Origin of the sequence: Eubacterium sp. SB2, from assembly GCF_001244405.1 — a bacterium.
GTDB classification, from domain to species: Bacteria; Bacillota; Clostridia; order Lachnospirales; family Lachnospiraceae; genus Faecalicatena; species Faecalicatena contortus_B.
The window spans coordinates 1,608,946-1,626,674 of the sequence record NZ_LN865153.1 but is presented as its reverse complement, the minus strand read 5'-3'; the positions used below and the strand labels follow the sequence as shown (position 1 = coordinate 1,626,674).

The 17,729-nt window shown below is 46.2% G+C and carries 18 protein-coding genes; 2 read left to right on the top strand and 16 right to left on the bottom strand.

Features of this window, described 5'->3' with window-relative positions:
• Nucleotides 1-41: 41 nt before the first annotated feature.
• The 7 genes from BN1938_RS19590 to BN1938_RS19560 all read right to left on the bottom strand — a co-directional run bounded on the left by BN1938_RS19590 (nucleotide 42) and on the right by BN1938_RS19560 (nucleotide 8,843).
• On the bottom strand, nucleotides 42-1,058 hold the full coding sequence (locus tag BN1938_RS19590) for an alpha-hydroxy-acid oxidizing protein (protein ID WP_050642139.1): 1,017 nt from the start codon (nucleotides 1,056-1,058) through the stop codon (nucleotides 42-44).
• Between the two features lie 130 nt (nucleotides 1,059-1,188).
• Nucleotides 1,189-2,214: a GntR family transcriptional regulator gene (locus BN1938_RS19585; RefSeq protein ID WP_050642138.1), complete on the bottom strand. Its 1,026-nt coding sequence runs from the start codon at nucleotides 2,212-2,214 to the stop codon at nucleotides 1,189-1,191.
• Nucleotides 2,215-2,291: 77 nt separating this feature from the next.
• Nucleotides 2,292-3,770: a xylulokinase gene (xylB, locus tag BN1938_RS19580; RefSeq protein ID WP_050642137.1), complete on the bottom strand. Its 1,479-nt coding sequence runs from the start codon at nucleotides 3,768-3,770 to the stop codon at nucleotides 2,292-2,294.
• A gap of 51 nt (nucleotides 3,771-3,821) precedes the next feature.
• Nucleotides 3,822-6,206: a pyruvate formate lyase family protein gene (locus tag BN1938_RS19575; RefSeq protein ID WP_050642136.1), complete on the bottom strand. Its 2,385-nt coding sequence runs from the start codon at nucleotides 6,204-6,206 to the stop codon at nucleotides 3,822-3,824.
• Nucleotides 6,207-6,257: 51 nt separating this feature from the next.
• The gene (locus BN1938_RS19570) at nucleotides 6,258-7,124 is read right to left on the bottom strand and encodes a glycyl-radical enzyme activating protein (RefSeq protein WP_050642135.1); all 867 of its coding nucleotides are present in this window, start codon (nucleotides 7,122-7,124) and stop codon (nucleotides 6,258-6,260) included.
• Between the two features lie 169 nt (nucleotides 7,125-7,293).
• On the bottom strand, nucleotides 7,294-8,463 hold the full coding sequence (locus BN1938_RS19565; protein ID WP_050642134.1) for an aminotransferase class I/II-fold pyridoxal phosphate-dependent enzyme: 1,170 nt from the start codon (nucleotides 8,461-8,463) through the stop codon (nucleotides 7,294-7,296).
• A gap of 152 nt (nucleotides 8,464-8,615) precedes the next feature.
• The gene (locus BN1938_RS19560) at nucleotides 8,616-8,843 is read right to left on the bottom strand and encodes a helix-turn-helix domain-containing protein (RefSeq protein ID WP_050642133.1); all 228 of its coding nucleotides are present in this window, start codon (nucleotides 8,841-8,843) and stop codon (nucleotides 8,616-8,618) included.
• 93 nt (nucleotides 8,844-8,936) lie between these two features.
• Here BN1938_RS19560 and BN1938_RS19555 point away from each other — a divergent pair, with 93 nt between their 5' ends.
• Complete coding sequence (locus BN1938_RS19555) at nucleotides 8,937-9,182, top strand: hypothetical protein (RefSeq protein WP_050642132.1); 246 nt, start codon at nucleotides 8,937-8,939, stop codon at nucleotides 9,180-9,182.
• An 83-nt stretch (nucleotides 9,183-9,265) separates the two neighbouring features.
• On the opposite strand, the gene BN1938_RS19550 is transcribed toward BN1938_RS19555, so the two are convergent.
• The 8 genes from BN1938_RS19550 to BN1938_RS19515 form a co-directional block, all read right to left on the bottom strand.
• Nucleotides 9,266-9,499 carry a hypothetical protein gene (locus BN1938_RS19550; RefSeq protein WP_050642131.1) on the bottom strand — a complete coding sequence of 78 codons (234 nt, stop codon included), beginning with the start codon at nucleotides 9,497-9,499 and terminating at the stop codon, nucleotides 9,266-9,268.
• A gap of 72 nt (nucleotides 9,500-9,571) precedes the next feature.
• The gene (gene metA, locus BN1938_RS19545; protein ID WP_050642130.1) at nucleotides 9,572-10,525 is read right to left on the bottom strand and encodes a homoserine O-acetyltransferase MetA; all 954 of its coding nucleotides are present in this window, start codon (nucleotides 10,523-10,525) and stop codon (nucleotides 9,572-9,574) included.
• A gap of 3 nt (nucleotides 10,526-10,528) precedes the next feature.
• A complete protein-coding gene (locus tag BN1938_RS19540; RefSeq protein WP_050642129.1) occupies nucleotides 10,529-11,878 on the bottom strand; it encodes an AI-2E family transporter in 1,350 nt (449 codons plus the stop codon).
• 152 nt (nucleotides 11,879-12,030) lie between these two features.
• Complete coding sequence (locus BN1938_RS19535) at nucleotides 12,031-12,384, bottom strand: DUF1540 domain-containing protein (RefSeq protein WP_050642128.1); 354 nt, start codon at nucleotides 12,382-12,384, stop codon at nucleotides 12,031-12,033.
• 57 nt (nucleotides 12,385-12,441) lie between these two features.
• Complete coding sequence (gene thrS, locus BN1938_RS19530) at nucleotides 12,442-14,367, bottom strand: threonine--tRNA ligase (protein WP_050642127.1); 1,926 nt, start codon at nucleotides 14,365-14,367, stop codon at nucleotides 12,442-12,444.
• A gap of 425 nt (nucleotides 14,368-14,792) precedes the next feature.
• Nucleotides 14,793-15,392, bottom strand: a complete 600-nt coding sequence (locus BN1938_RS19525; protein WP_050642126.1) for a DUF2798 domain-containing protein — start codon at nucleotides 15,390-15,392, stop codon at nucleotides 14,793-14,795.
• Between the two features lie 248 nt (nucleotides 15,393-15,640).
• A complete protein-coding gene (locus BN1938_RS19520) occupies nucleotides 15,641-16,357 on the bottom strand; it encodes a YdcF family protein (RefSeq protein WP_050642125.1) in 717 nt (238 codons plus the stop codon).
• Nucleotides 16,358-16,462: 105 nt separating this feature from the next.
• Nucleotides 16,463-16,978, bottom strand: a complete 516-nt coding sequence (locus BN1938_RS19515; protein ID WP_050642124.1) for an SEC-C metal-binding domain-containing protein — start codon at nucleotides 16,976-16,978, stop codon at nucleotides 16,463-16,465.
• A gap of 336 nt (nucleotides 16,979-17,314) precedes the next feature.
• On the opposite strand from BN1938_RS19515, the gene BN1938_RS19510 reads away from it, so the two are divergent.
• A complete protein-coding gene (locus BN1938_RS19510; RefSeq protein WP_025657329.1) occupies nucleotides 17,315-17,539 on the top strand; it encodes a hypothetical protein in 225 nt (74 codons plus the stop codon).
• Nucleotides 17,540-17,543: 4 nt separating this feature from the next.
• Here the strand turns inward: BN1938_RS19510 and BN1938_RS23530 are convergent, their stop codons facing one another.
• Complete coding sequence (locus tag BN1938_RS23530; RefSeq protein ID WP_153920911.1) at nucleotides 17,544-17,705, bottom strand: hypothetical protein; 162 nt, start codon at nucleotides 17,703-17,705, stop codon at nucleotides 17,544-17,546.
• Nucleotides 17,706-17,729 lie beyond the last annotated feature (24 nt).

Here is a 17,729-nt window from a genome sequence, read left to right as displayed (position 1 = left end):
ATTTTGTTAAAAAATAAACTGGTAACTTCTGGAAACAATGTTTAGTTCCAGATCATATCACGCCGGATATCTGAAAGAGTGAACGCCCCGCACATAGACATGGTATCTTTTAGTTCTGCTTCAATCCTGTTGATATACGCTTTGACACCGTCTTCCTCCCCGCCGTATACCGCGGTCACGAACGGACGGGCAATCAGGACCGCGTCTGCCCCGAGTGCAAGTGCTTTAAATACATCGATCCCTGTCCGGATTCCACCGTCAACAAAAATCGTCATGTCCCCCTTCACTGCTTCGGCAATAGACGGCAGGACCTCCGCCGTCGCCGGGCACTGATCCAGCACGCGTCCCCCATGGTTGGATACGACGATACCCCGGACTCCGGCTTCCTTTGCCTTAAGAGCAGCCCTGGGCGTCATAATGCCCTTTAAGATAAACGGGATCTCTGCAATCTTCACGATCTCTTTCAATTCTTCCACAGACTTGCTTCCTGCAGGAGGATTCAGATTCTGCAAAAAAGGAAGACCGGCCGCATCGATATCCATTGCCACCGCAAATGCACCTGACTTCTTCACAAGCTCCATCTTTTCTCTGATTGTTCCCATATCCCACGGTTTAACAGTGGGAATGCCCATGCCGTCAAGTTTCGTGATCGCTTTTGTGGCTTCTATCATGACATTATAATCTGTCCCATCCCCCGTAAACGCCGCTATTCCATTCTGTGCACAGGCGGAAACCAATATATCATTATACTCTTGATCCGAATATTTATCGCCGTAGTGCAGCTTCACAGCGCCCACCGGGCCGGCAAAAAACGGGGCGGAGAATTCTTTTCCGAACAATTCGGTCTCTGTCTTCACCTGCTTCTGCTCACAGAGGGTATCCATATTGATACGGATCTCCTGCCATTTCTGGTAATTTCGTGCTGCGAGGTCACCGACTCCTTTGGAGCCCGGTCCCGGCATTGTATTTCTGCAGGCAGCTCCATTACAGATATTACATGCCTTGCAGTAAGGGCCCATACATGATCTTGCATTTTTGATTACTTCACTGTACTCCATATTCATTTTCTCCCATTCTGATAGAATTCTGCGGCCATCCGCAGAGACACCCGCAGAGCATATGCTGCGCAATGCCCTGCGGGTACGAATTTTCAAACACGTTATAGTATAGCACTTCTGGATTTATTCATCAATAACAAGTGAGCGTTCCTTCCACCTTACAGAGCGCTGCCTTCCACTCAGTCTGTTTCTGGTTCTGCATAGCCAGACAGTAAAAAATCTGTTTCACGCTCTCCTCCAGGTTCTGCCTGTATGTGACAACCTGCCTCCTCCCGGCCTCCGGGAAATCATCAATCCCCGCCACCTTGGTCTGCACCGCCTTCAGCCGCCGGACCGAATAGGACACGGCCGCCGCGATTTCCCGGTCACCGCAGACAATGGCGTCAGGCAGGGGTTTGTTGTAACTCCTTAGATAATTCAGGACAAATTCACTTACATTGTGCCTGCATTCCCACGGAAGATGAAGAAAAGGTACCTCTTCACCTGTTTCTTTCAGACATGCCGCTTCACGGCATGCGATGCTGTATATGTCCCGGCGGTCCCAGCCTGCATAACGGATGTCCCTGCAGCCCTCTTTTTGCAGCTCGCCGCAGAGCGTACGCACTGCCTCGTCATTATCCAGCGCTACACAGTCCGCGAAAGGAAGACCTTTGTCTGTATCAAAGAAAACCATGTTCATGCCCAGCGCACGGAGGCGTTTCAGCTTTTCCATGTCCACCGGCAGATCTTCCAGCCATATCACCGTGTTCTGAAGCCCCCGCTTATAAAGGCGGTAGAGACAGTTCTCCAGGGTTTCCGTGCGCGGCTTTTCCACATAGAGAAGCATGGATCCCTCCTGTTCCGCATAGGTCTGGAAATGTGCGATAAACTCTGCAAAAAACGGATTCTTAGCAGGGGCTATCAGTACGATCATATCCATACTGCTGGCGGTGCCATAATTATGGAAACAGACTCTCGTCCCGCTTCCGACTTCCCTGACAATCAGATGCTCACTTTCCAAAAGGTCCAGCGACTTCCGCACAGTCACCCGGCTCACATCCAGGGTCTCCGCCAGTATGCGTTCGGAAGGTATCCGCTCCCCTTCCTGGTAGGTTCCGTTAAAGATCATGTCACATATTCTGTTTTTTACGTTGATGTATAAATTTTCTTCACTCATGCAAACAATTATAGCCCTTCTGCATTTTCGATGCAATACCGGAAATTCCTGTTTTCTGCCCCTGATTCTGAAAATTGTTAAAACAGCTCTTTATTTCTGGGATACAGCTCTTTATAGATCTGATATCTTTCCTCATAGACTTTCTGATTTTCCGGATCCGGAACCACAACATCGCTGCTGAGCCGGACGATCCGGCCGCATGCCTCCTCAAATGACGCATAGCCGCCCGTGCCCACTGCTGCCGTGATGGCAGCCCCCATACAAGCCTGTTCCTGAATCAGGCTTGTATAGATTTCTTTTCCGAACATATCCGCCTGGATCTGCCGGAAGAGGCGGCCTCTTGCTCCGCCCCCGGATGCAAGGATACGCTGAAACTCAACGCCCATATCCTGAAAGATTTCCAAAGAATTTTTCAGTCCGAAGATAATCCCCTCCATTGTGCTGCGTATCAGTTCTGCCTTAGTATGACTCAGTGTCAGGCCATGATAGATGCCTTTTGCATCCGGATCATTATAGGGTGTTCGCTCTCCGCTCAGATAGGGGAGAAAGAGAATGCCTCTGCTCCCGGCGGGAACTGTCTCAGCCAGGGCTGTCATCTCATCGAAGGACTGCATATCCAGAATATTTTTCATCAGCCACTTCAAAGCCACGCCTCCGCTCAGATTTGCACCCATGAGCATCCATCTGTCTTCTCGTACATGACAAAATGTGTTTGTCCTGTAAAGTTTGTCATACAACGGTGTACGGACCGCACAAGCCAGCTGGCTGGCCGTCCCGATATTGGCCGATAAAGTTCCCGGTGATATAATTCCATTTCCCACAGCCTGCATCAGGCTGTCGCCTCCGCCATATACGATCTTTGTTCCTGCCTTCAGTCCCGTCAGTCTCTCGCACGCAGCAGTTGATTCCCCTGCCGTCTCATAGGCTTCGCGGCACGGTACGAAGAAGTCTCTCTCCAATCCCAGCCGGTCTATGAAATCCCAGGCCCAGTGCCTGCTTTTTGTGTCAAAAATAACGGTGCTAGAGGCATCGGACATATCCGTGCCCAGTTCTTTGCACATTCTGTAACGCAGATAGTCCTTGGGCAGCATCACCTTATCAATCGAATTATAGACTTCCGGCTCATGCGCTTTCACCCACATCAGCGAGCTGATTAAAAAACCGGTGCTCACGGAATTCAGCGAGATTTGGTGATATTCCTCCTTTGGTATGATGGAGTATAGATTCTGAATCTCCTCCTGCGAGCGCTGATCGGCCCATATAATCGCATTTCTCAGGGGTTTTCCGTCTCTGCCAATTACAACCAGGCCGTGCATTTGTCCGGAAAAACCCACGCCTTTGATACACTCTCCCGCATCCGGATGTTTCTCCAGCAGTGTCCTGACCGTACGCAGGGCCGCATCACAGAGCAGGTCTATATCCTGCTCCGCATACTGCTGTTCCCGTTTTATAATTTCATACCCCTCCTGTGCAGTCTCCACTGCCCTTCCATTTTCCTCCATAAGAAGAGACTTTACACTGGAGGTTCCCAGATCGATCCCTATATAATACTGCATATGATCCTCCTTTTGTAATCGTTCAGACAGGTCTGAACTGTTACCTCCTTTTTACATCCTCGTCGACTCCAGATCCAGACGTTTAATAATATCCTCCTGAATATCCGGTGAAAGATCCAGGAAGTTAACAAATGTACCATGGATTCTCATAATATATACGCCGCTGGGGGCATATTTTTTCGGATTTGCCAGTACCTTGCGCAGCATGTCGGGTGTTGTTACGTTCACGTACAGATAAAATGGAGATACACCCTCCTTCTGCGGATTATAGAACAATGGGGATATTATCTTATCCCGGAACTCCCTCCCTTTCTGCTCAAACGCCTGGGTTTTAAAATAATTCGGATTGATCCCCAGATGGGAAGCATAACCGCCGTTCATTTTATCGAAGGGAAGCTTCATATTAGAAAGCATCCTGAATCCAAGCCCCTGGTGCGCTTCCCCATACAGCGGATCCACTCCGTATCCCAGCTGTTCTCTGGACTTCCTGCCGTCCGGCGTGGCTCCTACCCAGTATCCATAAAGCAGATGTGTCGACGGAGTTGACCAGTCAGGCCGGAATGGGTTGCCGAGATAATTCTTTTTGGATGCAATCAGGTCACTGACACGGTTCGCGATCTCTGCGGCCTCGTTATCCACCTTTGCAATATTATTGCCGAATTTAGGCGCTGTCAGAAGATACTGCTGCATCTCCGGATCCTGTTCATAATTCGTGCGCAGCGCTTCGATCAGCCGGTCCGCATCCTGGGGGCATTCCTCCAGCAGTGTGTCAATGGCGGTGAATGCATCCGCCACTACGGACAGACCGTGAATCAGACAGCCGCTTCCGTTGTACCTTGTTCCCTGGCGCTTCGTGTCTCTGACATCGATCCCGCTCTCCACTCCGCCCATCATAGAAGATAAGAATGGAACCTGGAGCAGGCCAATCGCCTCTGACGCCGCATTCGCACATTCCACCATCTTATCTGTATATTCTTCCAGATTGCTATAAAATATGGAACGGATATTTTCAAGAATCTCGCGTTTATTCCCATATCCCAGCTCCTCGTCGCTTTTACCGAGCTTTCTGCCGGTGATCGTGGAGACACCTCCGTTCAGGGAAAGCTCCAATATCTTGCCAAGATTCAGCCAGCTGTTCGTCGTATTGCCATTGTCTTTCCCCATGATCAAAGGCTCCTGGCAGCCGGCTACCGAGTAATCCTGCAGGTCTTTTTCTTCCACGCCGCTCTGGTTTTTCAGGACACAGAATACTGCATCGTCATTAAACAGCGATGGGGTCAGGCAGCCCGGCGTGAAGAAAAATCTGCCCATGCTCTCATATAGTTCCTGGGGCGTATTTTTATGAAGCTTAACAGAGAGGATAGGCTGCGGCAGATTCATATCGTAGTAGGCATCCAGAAGTGCATAAGAGGATGGATTTGTCAGGTCCTCCCCTTCATTTGATTTGCCGCCTATCATCAGATTCTGAGAGATCGCCCAGCTTCTGTCCGCAACATTGAAAAATACAAGCAGATGCTTGAATAAAGCGGCTGCCGTCTCCCGGTCAGTCCCTTCCATTGCCCGGTAGGGTTCGAAAATCCGGTCCGCATTGCCCACGGAAAATGCAAAGGGGTTCGGTGTCTGCTCCAGACACATGGTCTGCCATATTAGAATAAAGGACTGAACCGCCTCGTACAGATTCTCAGCCCCGCGTCCCGGAACCTTTCTCAGAGCATCTTCCATCATCGCAAACCTTGGCTTATCCTCCTCCCCTGCACTTTCCCATTTTTCATGGGCAAGATCCGCATAGCGGCCTGCAAGAACGAGAGCCGCATCCAGTGCCGTATTCATTGCGGTATAATAAACCTTCTTCTCCTCGTCTGTTTCGGATGCCATCTGCTCCCGGATCCGCTCCTTAACGCCATGTATCCCCTCTTTCAGCATAGGCCGTACGTCCGGAATCAGATGTCCTGTTACCTGTTCGATAAAAAATATGGCTTCACTCGTGCTGTCACCCGCTATATCATAGGCCCGGCGCAAAGCATCTGCAAACTGCGTGTGATTGTTATATTCCCGCAGATCCTCAATTCTTTCTCTGGTGATATCACCAATGGGGTCGATATCTCCGAATACAGCTACCGGATCACAGTATCCGCTGAAAGAGTCCACCGTGAACGCCGGATTGATCAGTGCGTAGGAACGCGCAAAGGAATCATCCTGGGTTCCGGCAAACAGGTGATAGTCGCTGATCCACAGCGGAAGTTCCCTGGCAATCTCCACAAGAGTTTTGGCAATGCGGATGGAATCCGGATCTTCCCTAAATTCACTGTCACATCTTCTCATGATTTCTTTTGCCAGAAACCACCCTTCCAGATGGTCTATGCTTCGTTCCTCCTGAAATCTTTTTTTCGCAAGTTCCGTAATTTTTTCTGCCGTTAATGCTTTTTCTGCCATCATAACCGATGCTCCTTTCTCTCTTTTCAAACACACTTTTATATGCAAATCAATTTATGTACGCATATAATTCAGGCCAAGTTCCATGATTTTCTCCCTGAACTGCTGGATTGTCTCCTCTTTTACATGTGCCGTTTCCGGCATCTGGTATTCCCACCCGCACTGTTCCCATTTCTTTTTTCCAAACGCATGATAGGCCAAGATCTCAAACGTTACATTATCTCCCCCGATGGTTTGAAAGAATTCGAGAAAATCTTTGATATCCGCTTCGCTGTCGTTCACTTCACCGATCAGCGGAACCCGTACATGCAGGCAGGGATGGACTCTGGCAGCGTGCCTTATATTCTCCAGGGTCTGCTTATTGGAAATACCGGTTGCCATTCTGTGTTTTTCATCATCACACAGCTTGCAGTCCATGATCAGCTGGTCGATATAGGGAAGACATAACTTCAGGCGAGGACTGGCGCCATTCGTTTCCAATGCTGTGTGTATTCCCGCTGCATGCAGGCGTTCCAGGGTCTCGAGCAGCTCATCAAACTGCAGCGTTGCCTCTCCCCCGGTAAATGTAACCCCGCCTCCGTCATAGAACATAGGGCGGTTCGCTGTAACCTCTTCTACAACAGCATCTACCTCCATCTCTTCATAGGAAAGGCGTATCCCCTTCGTCCGATGCTTTGTTACACATTCCTTTTCCCTGCATTCCCGGCATATCGTCCTGTCGAGCCTCTTGTTTTGAACCGCATGATGCGGGCAGACTTCATCCAGGAGCCATTCTTCCTCTGTTATTAGTACGCCTTCCCGCTTCATTCCTTCGGGATTCGAACACCAGGGGCAATTCATATTACACCCTTGTAAATGATAGACCAGCCTATTTCCGTATCCATCCTGGGAATAGTTAAACCCTTTCTGAAATATCCGCATAACATTGCCCTTTCTTTTCTGTCAGAAATAGTACTCCTTCTAATTGGTATTATATTATAATACCAATTAGAAGTCAACATAAAATGCGTCTTAAGGAGAAGATTATAAAGTCAAAAGCGTGATTGAAAATTGCTTGCCGCAAGCCGTTTCAATCACGCTCATATCCTTCTTAAAATAAGTCCGCTGCTTCTACAGCCTGCAGGATTTCCCCGATCTCCCGGGATCCTGCAACAAGGGCCATTCTGATATATCCTTCCCCTTCGCTGCCAAAAGCACTGCCCGGCGTCACAATCAGTCCTGTACGTTCCATCAGCTCCATACAGAATGCTAATGAAGACTCATATTTTTCCGGTATCCTGGCCCAGACAAACATCGTTCCCGCACTGTCTGGTACATCCCAGCCGATCCGTCTCAATCCGGCGCACAGCGTTTTGTTCCTTCTCTCATACTCCAAACGCTGCTCTTCGATAAAATCATCCGGTCCGGTCAGTGCGGCGATGGCCGCATACTGCACAGGCAGGAATATCCCATAATCAATCTGTGAGCGCAGCGTCTTAAACTTCTCTACAATCTCCCTGTTTCCCACCACAAACGAAATTCTGGCGCCTGTGAGATTATAGGACTTTGAAAGAGAGTAAAACTCTATGCCAACCTCCTTAGCTCCCTCAAAGGAAAGGAAGGATCGTCCCTGTTTTTGGGTATAAATAATATCCGAATAAGCATTATCGTGCAGAATAATGATTTGATGTTTTCTGGCAAACACAATCAGCTTTTCATAAAATTCATCCGGCGCACACGCACAAACCGGATTGAGCGGGTAGGAAACGACCATATATTTCGTCCTTTCCAGCACGTCCTCCGGAATTCTCTCCAAATCAGGCAGATAACCGTTCCGCTCTTCTATCTTATAAGTTTCAACAGTTGCACCGGCCATGATACCGCTCATCTCAAACAGAGGATACCCCGGATTAGGCACCAGGATTGATTCCCCCTGATTACAAAGGACCAGGCCAATATGGGCCATCCCCTCCTGCGACCCGTAGACCGACATCACCTCATCTGGTTCAAGTTGCACCCCGAATCTTTTTTCATACCTGTACTGTACCGCCTCTATCAGCTCCGGCAGATCCGTAAGGGAGTATTTGTAATTCTCCGGATCTTTGCAGGCGTCCTGCATCGCCTGCATGATATGCGGGGCCGGTTTAAAATCAGGAGTCCCGATCGATAAATTATATATCCTGCGCCCATGGGCAAGCAGTTCATTCTTTTTCTGATTCAGCGCAGAAAAGATTCCGGGCTGAATATGATTGACTTTTTCTGAAAAATGAAAACGATCCATTCTTTGTGCCTCCTCTTTTGCAATATAGGTATTATAACATGTATTTCAGCATATGTGAATGCACTTGCCGCAGCTGGCGCGAATACATTTGCATTCGCGCCGCCTGCGGCAACGGGATTTGAAATATTTGAAATTTAGCCAGGTGTTTCCGATCATTTCTTAAAACGCTGCTTATCCTCCGGCGTCATTATGTACTGTACAACATCCTGCACGTTACATTCCAGAATCGTGCACAAATCATTTAGTGTGACTGTGCTGATCGGTGCATTTTTTCTCAATCTGTCTATTGTAGAACCGGATACTTTGTAATCTTTTATTAATGTATAGGTGGATTCGTCCGAATTTTGAAGAGTCATCCAGAAAGGACTGTAGTCAATCATATCAATCTCTCCTTTTTTATAGGATAGTATGCAGTTCTTTAATTGACTATAGTCTATAAAGCGACTATAATAAGCACAAAGGAGGGATTCGTTTTGTTGCCTGATATGAATTATGAACAAAAAAAGAAATTCTGGAACTTTGTGTATATGGATGATTTCGAGTTTTTTTATAAGTTTATCGCAGATCTGTCTGATGAGGAACAGATAAGATTCTTTGAAGAGACGCCTGATTTTCTGAGTGATTATTTGAATAACAACGAAGCCGCCGACCTGGAAGAGGATGTAATCTATCAGCGCATTATGAAGGAAATCAGTCAGCTTTCGGAATCAGACCGGTGAACAGATCAGAGGAAATATTACGCCCAGATGCAACAAAGAAAGGGGTCCGGCTTTTATAACCGAACCCCTGCTTTTTCCTTTGGTTAAGCAGTCTGCTGCTCTGTATGTTCTTCCTGCCCCACCAGATTATATATATCCTGAATGGACATATTATTTGTTGTCATAAAATCGTAAAGTTCCTTCAGTTCCTCGTCCCTCTTCTTATTCAATAGTTCTTTCTTCTGCTGTACTAATGAATCCAGCTTTTCCTGCAGTTTGTTAATCTGCTCGTCCAAATTATGAATTTGTGTTTCCAGTGATTTTCTCTGTCTTGCCATTATACTTCTCTCCTATCGTCAAATCTTGTATTTTAATAGTACTATATTAAAGTATATGTACAAGCCTGATAATTATTCCATATTATTCCAATCTTTTTCACCAGCTTCAAAAGGCGTCCCATACAGGTCGTAAGGGGTCAGCTGATAGACATAATAATTGAGCCAGTTCGTATAAAGATTGTTTGCATGGGACCGCCAAAGCAGTTCGGGCTTATTGTCCGGATCGTTGTTTGGATAATAGTTCACAGGCACTTTTATATCCAGCCCCTTCGCTCTGTCTCTCTTATACTCCGCATCCAGCGTCACTCTGTCGTATTCCGGATGCCCCATTACAAAAATCTGGCGTCCTTCCTTTGCCATGCAGAGAAATACACCGGCCTCCTCCGATTCTGCCAGAATCGTAATCCGGTCGTCTTTCTCAAGCAGCTCTCTTGGAACCGTCGTATGTCTGGAATGTGGTGCAAAGAACACATCATCGAACCCCCTGAGGAGAGGAATCTTACGGTTCCTGACATGATGCGGGAATATGCCGAACATCTTTTCAGGAAGCTGCACTTTATTGATCCCGTAGTGGTGATAGAGTCCCGCCTGGGCTCCCCAGCAAAGATGGAGCGTAGACGTAACGTTGGTCATGGTCCAGTCCATGATCTCCTTCAATTCTTCCCAATAGTCCACATCCTCAAAAGGCATCTGTTCCACCGGTGCGCCTGTTATGATAAAACCGTCAAATTTCTGGCTTTTGATCGTCTCAAACGCCTCATAAAACTTGTAAATGTGGCTGGTGGACGTATTTTTGGACACATGGCTGCTCACCCGCACAAAAGTCACGTCTACCTGCAGAGGCGTATTGGAAAGCGAGCGCAGGATCTGCAGTTCTGTATCCTCTTTGAGCGGCATCAGGTTCAGAAGGCCGATACTGATCGGGCGGATATCCTGGTGCGCCGCACGGGATTCGTCCATCACGAATATATTTTCCTGCTCTAAAATCTCTTTTACCGGTAAATCATTTTGTACTCGTATTGGCATATTTTATTCCCCTTTTTCTTTATTTGTTTCATTATCGTCTGAATGTACATAAGTCCCGTCGGCTTCTACATAGCTCATTTCTCCGTACGCCGCGGTATCAGTGGGCAGTTTCTTTTTCTCAAGCATATGGTTGATCAGCATATTTATTATATAGTAGATAACCGCAAAAGTAGGCACGCCCAAAATCATGCCGATGACACCAAACAGGCCTCCGCCCAGTAGGATTGCGAATACGACCCAGAACGCGGATAGCCCTGTGGAATCGCCCAGTATTTTCGGCCCGATTACATTTCCGTCCAGCTGCTGCAAAACCAGTACAAATATAATAAAATAAATCCCCATCTTTGGATCTGAGAGCATAATCAGTACTGCGCTCGGTATTGCGCCGATATAAGGCCCAAAAAACGGGATCACATTCGTAACGCCAACAATCACACTGACAAGAAGCGTATATGGCATCTTCAGCATGGAAAGCCCTACAAAACAAAGGACTCCTATGATTGCCGAGTCAATAATCTTACCAATAATAAATCCCCCGAATATCTCGTTGCTCTTAATGGTCAGATGCAGAAGCATGTTTGCGTGAGAGGGTTTTAAAACTGCATAGACCAGTTTTTTGGTTTGTCTTGCGAACTTTTCTTTGCTGAACAGTACATAGATGGATATGATGATTCCGATGACCAGATTCAGAAGTTCGCTGACAATATTGATGACTCCTACGGTCAGATTCGACATAACGACATTAATCTGATTCAGGAGGTCGGTGCGCATCCAGTTCTGTATAAAGTCTGTGGCTTCCTTTAAGACATTGCTCAAAAGCTGGCCGAGTGTGGAATCCTGTGAATTCATCTCCATAACCTTGTCCACCAGCTGGTTCAGCTGGCTTGGTACCGTGAGAATCATATCCCTGATACTTCCGTATAATTCCGGTATCATCATATTAAATAATGCGACAATAATAAACAGCAGCACCAGAACCGCCGCAAAGATTCCTGCGCCTCTTGAAAGCGCATGAATCCGTCTCTGATCATGTAATTTCTTTTCCAGAAAAGGTTTTAAATGCCTCTCAACAAACTTGACGATCGGATTCAGAAGATATGCAATTGCAAGCCCATAAACAATTGGTTTTAAGACCCTGAATATTTCTTTTAGGACTTCTGAAATCGCGGGCAGCCTTAACAGCGCAAAATAAAAGAGGATACAGGCAGCGATCACTACAAAAATAGTCATCCCCCGGCTGAACTTCTGCCTCAGTTTTGATGGTCCGTTTTGTCCGAAAGAAGGCCGTTTTGCGTAATATCCGCTGCTTTCTTCTGTTTTTTTATACACCTGATTCTGTTTTTCTTTCCTCATTCACATCAGAGTCCTTCCAATTTTTATGCAGATATTATGATTATAACGCCTAGCAGGTACTCAAGTCAACCAAGAAGAGCAGGTATACCGGTTTCTAACCCGGATACCTGCTCTTCCTGCTTCACTTTTTCCAAGTGCGGCGTTTAATTTTCTCAACCTTTACATTTGAATGTGGCACATTCTGTACCCTCGCAATGACAGGCATTGCTGCCTTCTACACTGATCTTTCCTGCGTGGCATTCACAGTTACAGTTATACATACATTCTACTGCCTTGCAATCGATATTGCTGCGATCTGAAGCCTTTCCGTTTACATCGCTGTAGCTGTTTGAATAACTGTTGGAATAACTGTTAGTAGAGCTGTCATTCTTTCTCTCCTGAAAACTGTCACAGCATGTTTCTCTGGGTGTCTTTGCGTTGCTTCCGCCTACCTCGATTTTGTCAAGATCACATAAAAACTGCTTATTGTGCACACATGTCTGCACGGTACATTTTAATTCTGGCATGATCATACCTCCTTTTTATAATAAAATCAGTATCATTATGCCCTGCCTCCCTTTAGATTATTCCTGTTTTACTGCCTCGCGAACTGTCTTTTCGGCAATTTCACTGGAAATAGAAGCAACAAATTCATCCAGGCTCTTCTGACCCTCGTCGCCGGCAAATCTGCTTCTCACAGATACAAGCCCGTTCTCTTCTTCCTTTGCGCCTGCCACAAGCATATAAGGAATCTTCTGCATCTGGGCTTCCCGGATTTTATAACCAATTTTTTCGGCCCGGGTATCAATTTCAGCCCGGATCCCGGATTTATTAAGAACCTCAAGTACTTTTCTGCCATAATCCATATATTTGTCGGATATCGGAAGTACCCGAACCTGAACCGGAGCCAGCCATGTCGGAAATGCGCCCGCAAAATGTTCGATCAGAATCCCAATGAACCGTTCTATGGAGCCAAATGCAACGCGGTGGATCATAATAGGCCTGTGCTTCTCGCCGTCAGCGCCGGTATACTCCAGGTTAAAGCGCAGCGGCAGCTGGAAATCAAGTTGAATGGTTCCACACTGCCATGTCCTTCCTATGGAGTCCTCCAGGTGGAAGTCGATCTTTGGTCCATAAAACGCACCATCACCCTCGTTCACCACATAGGAAAGGCCAAGATCATCCAGTGCGCCCCTGAGCGCATCCGTTGCCATATCCCAGTCTTCATCGCTGCCCATGCTGTCTTCCGGGCGTGTGGAAAGTTCCACATGGTACTTAAACCCAAACAGACTGTATACTTCGTCGATTAGCCTGGCAACATCTTTAATCTCATCACGTATCTGTTCCGGCATCATAAAGATATGAGCATCGTCCTGGGTAAAACAGCGTACTCTCATCAGACCGTGGAGCTGCCCGGACTTTTCGTGCCTGTGAACCAGACCCAGCTCTCCCATCCTCAGGGGCAGATCACGATAAGACCGCGGCTCCGACTGATAGACCAATATTCCACCCGGGCAGTTCATCGGTTTGATCGCAAAATCTTCTTCATCGATCACCGTTGCGTACATATTATCCTTGTAATGGTCCCAATGGCCGGAAGTCTCCCAAAGATGACGGCTGAGCATGATCGGGGTGGATATCTCCACATAGCCGTTCCTTTGATGTATCTCGCGCCAGTAATCCAAAAGTGTATTCTTCAGAACCATTCCTTTTGGAAGGAAAAACGGAAAACCAGGGCCTTCATCCCTCATCATAAATAGGCCCAGCTCTTTTCCAAGCTTTCTGTGGTCACGCTTCTTCGCTTCCTCCAGCATGGTAAGATACTCATCCAGCTCTGCCTTCTTCGGAAATGCGGTTCCGTAGATCCGCTGCAGCATCTTATTCTTTTCGCTGCCCCGCCAGTAAGCTCCGGCCAGACTTGTCAGCTTAAAAGCTTTTACCGGTTTTGTCGTCATCAGATGCGGTCCTGCACACAAGTCTGTAAACTCGCCCTGGGAATAAAAACTGATCACAGCATCATCCGGAAGATCTTCAATTAATTCTACTTTATATGGTTCTCCCTTTTCTCTAAAATATGCGATTGCTTCTGCCCTCGGTTTTGTAAATTGTTCGATAGGCAGCGCTTCTTTCACAATTTTTTTCATTTCCGCTTCGATTTTATCAAGATCATCCGCTGTGAGCGGTGTTTCACGGTCAATATCATAATAAAAACCGTCTGCCACGGAAGGTCCGATTGCCAGCTTTGTATCCGGATATAATCTTTTAACGGCCTGTGCCATAATATGTGAAGCGGTGTGCCAAAATGCACTTTTTCCCTTCTCATCCTGAAACGTGAGAATATTCAGATCACAGTCACTGTCAACCACAGTCCGCAGGTCTGCTGTTTCTCCGTTTATTTCTCCGGCTGTTGCTATGCGTGCAAGCCCTTCACTGATATCAGAGGCTATTTCGATCACGGACTTGCTGCCCGCGTATTCTCTCTCTGAACCGTCTTTTAAAGAAATCTTCATTTTCTTTTCCTCCTAATACATTATTTAAAATTTTTTATTATAGAATATAAAAAATCCCTTTCCACAGAAAACTGCAGAAAGGGACGAGTCTATAAAGTTCTCGCGGTTCCACCCTATTTGTGCTGGTATACTGATACCAGAACCACTTTATTCATGATGATAACGGAATCACCGGACTGTTTTCAGCCACTCGGAGGTAGTTTTCAAATGCTTCCGAAACAGGGAGTTTTCAGCCTTGGCTCCCCTCTCTGGCGCTCTTCCACACTCTACTCGTCTCGTCTGCGTGTTATTATTATGTTTCCATCCATGTCAGGTAATTTCACAAAGTACGACTACAATGTCTGTGGGAGATACCAATTCCTCTCCGCCCGCCATTGCCGTTAATCTTGTTTTTCGTGATTCATCTCTCCCCTATAGAGGTGGGCTTATCTTGTTGAATCTAAACTCATTATAACATCACGGTTATTTTTGTCAACCATATTTTCTATATCTAATCCGGCCGTATTTCCAGCAATTTTCGGGTGCCTGATTTTCATGAATGCTCCGAATAGCAGCCTTGTCAGCGGTCCTGCTGCAAACAGATTCCAAAGCAGTGCCATGGGAAAATTCTTCAGCAGTGTCCCTGCCCAGATGGCCGGCAGCTGGCTCACGGGCGCATGCCCCAGGATAATATTAAACAGTATGGATGCCGCCAAACTCATGGTAGGACACATAATCAAAACTGTACATCCGGACATCATAAGTGTCATATAAAATGGATTATCGATTTCAGGACGAACGATTTTTCCGGCGAGCTTGCGTCCAACTCTGTTTCCCCACAGATTTGAAAAGATAAACACAAGGATCCACATATACGAAACTTCTATAAGCGCCTCCAGAAAAACGTGATTTGTCATATTACTGAAACTGCCTGCCATTGTATGATACCCCTGTTTAATTGCAACATTGTATACTTCCATACCATAAGCCATGGTTATGGACATGAGTGCCCCATATAGAATCCGCTGAAATTTTGTTTTTGGCATAATAAGCCCTCCTTCTCATATTTGCTGTCCTGCATTATTCTGCAGATATAAGAAAAAGGCGTATAATCTTTGAATTTACACTCATAGACTACGCCTTAAAGACTTATTTCTATTGGTATCATATGCCATATATACGAATATGGGGATTATGGCCTTTTTCTTCATTCCATTTCTATTTTAACAGATTTTTTTATTTTGTCAAAGCACTGTTTTAATTTTTTATTGTTTTGGATCCAATGCTTTTTATGTTACTGCCGTATCTTTATCCAGAGAACTGCAAAAAATTCCCTCACAAGATAATTCAGCTGCAGAACCGGATTTGAGCCTGCTGCGATTCCCTTAAGGTTTGTGAAACCTGCCTTTTTCCCAATCAACAGCGCGCGGTACAGATGGAAATTATTAGTCACAACTGCAGCCGGCTGTTCAAGATCTCCAATCATCCTGCCGCTGTTTTTCATGTTTTCCCAGGTGGATGTGGAACTGTCCTCCTGAAAAATTCTGTTCCTGTCAATCCCCTGCTGTTCCAGATACACGGCCATTGCCTCCGCTTCTGTTATGTCCTCGCCTTTCCCCTGCCCTCCGGATACAACTGCCTTTGTCTCCGGATACTGCTCCAGGTAAACCAATGCAGCATCCAGTCTGCGTTTCAGGGAATTTGTAATTTGGGTTCCTCTTACCTGTGCTCCAAGAATGATAATACAGGGCACCTCTTCTTTGGTCCTTCTCAGCATGGCCCTGCAGATCCAGGCCTCCGTATAGAGAAAGACAGCCCAGCAGATCAGCACAATGACGGACAAAAGCTGTCCGGCGGTTTCTCCCGGATCAAGATAGGCCAGTAACAGGTGCAGCGCCCCGGCAGCAGGCCAGAACAGAGAAAAGGTTGAGGCCCATTTTCTTGTGTACAGATACATCACCAGATAATACATGATGCAAAAAACTCCGGTTATCAAATAATAAATTCTCATTAAGTTCTCCCAGTTATAATCAGATATTCAAAAATCCTCCGGCTTCCGTGCCCAGAGGATTTCTTTTACAATATACTGCCGAAGTATGCCGCCCCTCTTCATAGTCTAGGCGTTCTTACCACAGCACTTTTTATATTTCTTGCCACTGCCGCATGGACATGGATCATTTCTTCCAATCTTCTTTTCCTTACGGACAGTTCCTGACTGTTTCTGTTCGCGGAACAGACGCTTTTTTGACTCCTCATCGAAGATCTTGTCCCACTGGGGAAGCTCGTACAGCCAATCTGCCTTTGCATCCACCATGTTCTTGTATAACTTTTCCTTATCAAAAGCCAAGCTGACTTCTGTTGTTTCTGTCATCGTCTCAATCGGATTCGGTACCTTCAGGCTGTCATTGATGCCGTCCAAAAATCCAACCATCGTCATAACGTCCTGTCCATATTTTGCAGCCAGCTCTTCTACAGTTCCCTTTACTTCCTCATCCGGTGTCTCCAGAAGTTGTTCATAAATTCCCTTTTCAATATCAAAATAGCCGCCCCAGAACTCTTCCAGCTGGTTTTTTGTCAGCTCCTTGTTATAGGCTATATCCCGCCATTGATCCAGTAAACTTTTTTCACTCATTGTATATAACTCCTTTTTTCAAAATTTCGCTCGTGTCCCCATTATATAACAAAATTTACGGTTAGTAAAGAATTTATGGTCAATCCTCTACTACAGGATTTCAATTTCAATTATGTAATAGTTCGGGCAGGCCAGAACTGTTCCCCAATTGCCCCCTATACAGTAAAAACAAAATACGGGACATTCCGGGCAGATACGCCTGCCTGGACATCCCGTTTCACATTTCACATTGATGCTTTTCACAAAAAGCACCAACTGCCGAAATCTTATTTGAAATACGTCTTTGTTTCGCTTATAATAAAACTATCTTATTATGTATGATAGAAAGGATTTATAATGAAAAAATCGAAACGTATTTTAGCACTAATCGGTGCCGTTCTTCTCCTATGTCTGTATGGCAGTACTTTGATTTTCGCTTTTGTTGACCGTTCTGCATCCTCGGGCCTGCTGAAAGCTTCCATTGCTGCTACGATATTACTGCCGGTTCTGCTGTATGCCTACACTTTAGTTTATCGTTTATCCCAAAAGAAAAAACCGGATGACTCAGATGAGGATCAATAGTCCTCTACACGAATAATGTTGCAATTTCCAGGGCAGCGCTCCATTCTGCTGCTCTTCTTTTTTGCGGTTCTTTCATGAATTCTGTTCTTCTTTTTTCTTGTCTTCTCTCCAGGTATTCTTCCATCGAAATTATCTCTTGAGTTCTTTCATTGTTGCTCTGACGCATAAAAATACCTCCTTTTCTTATAAG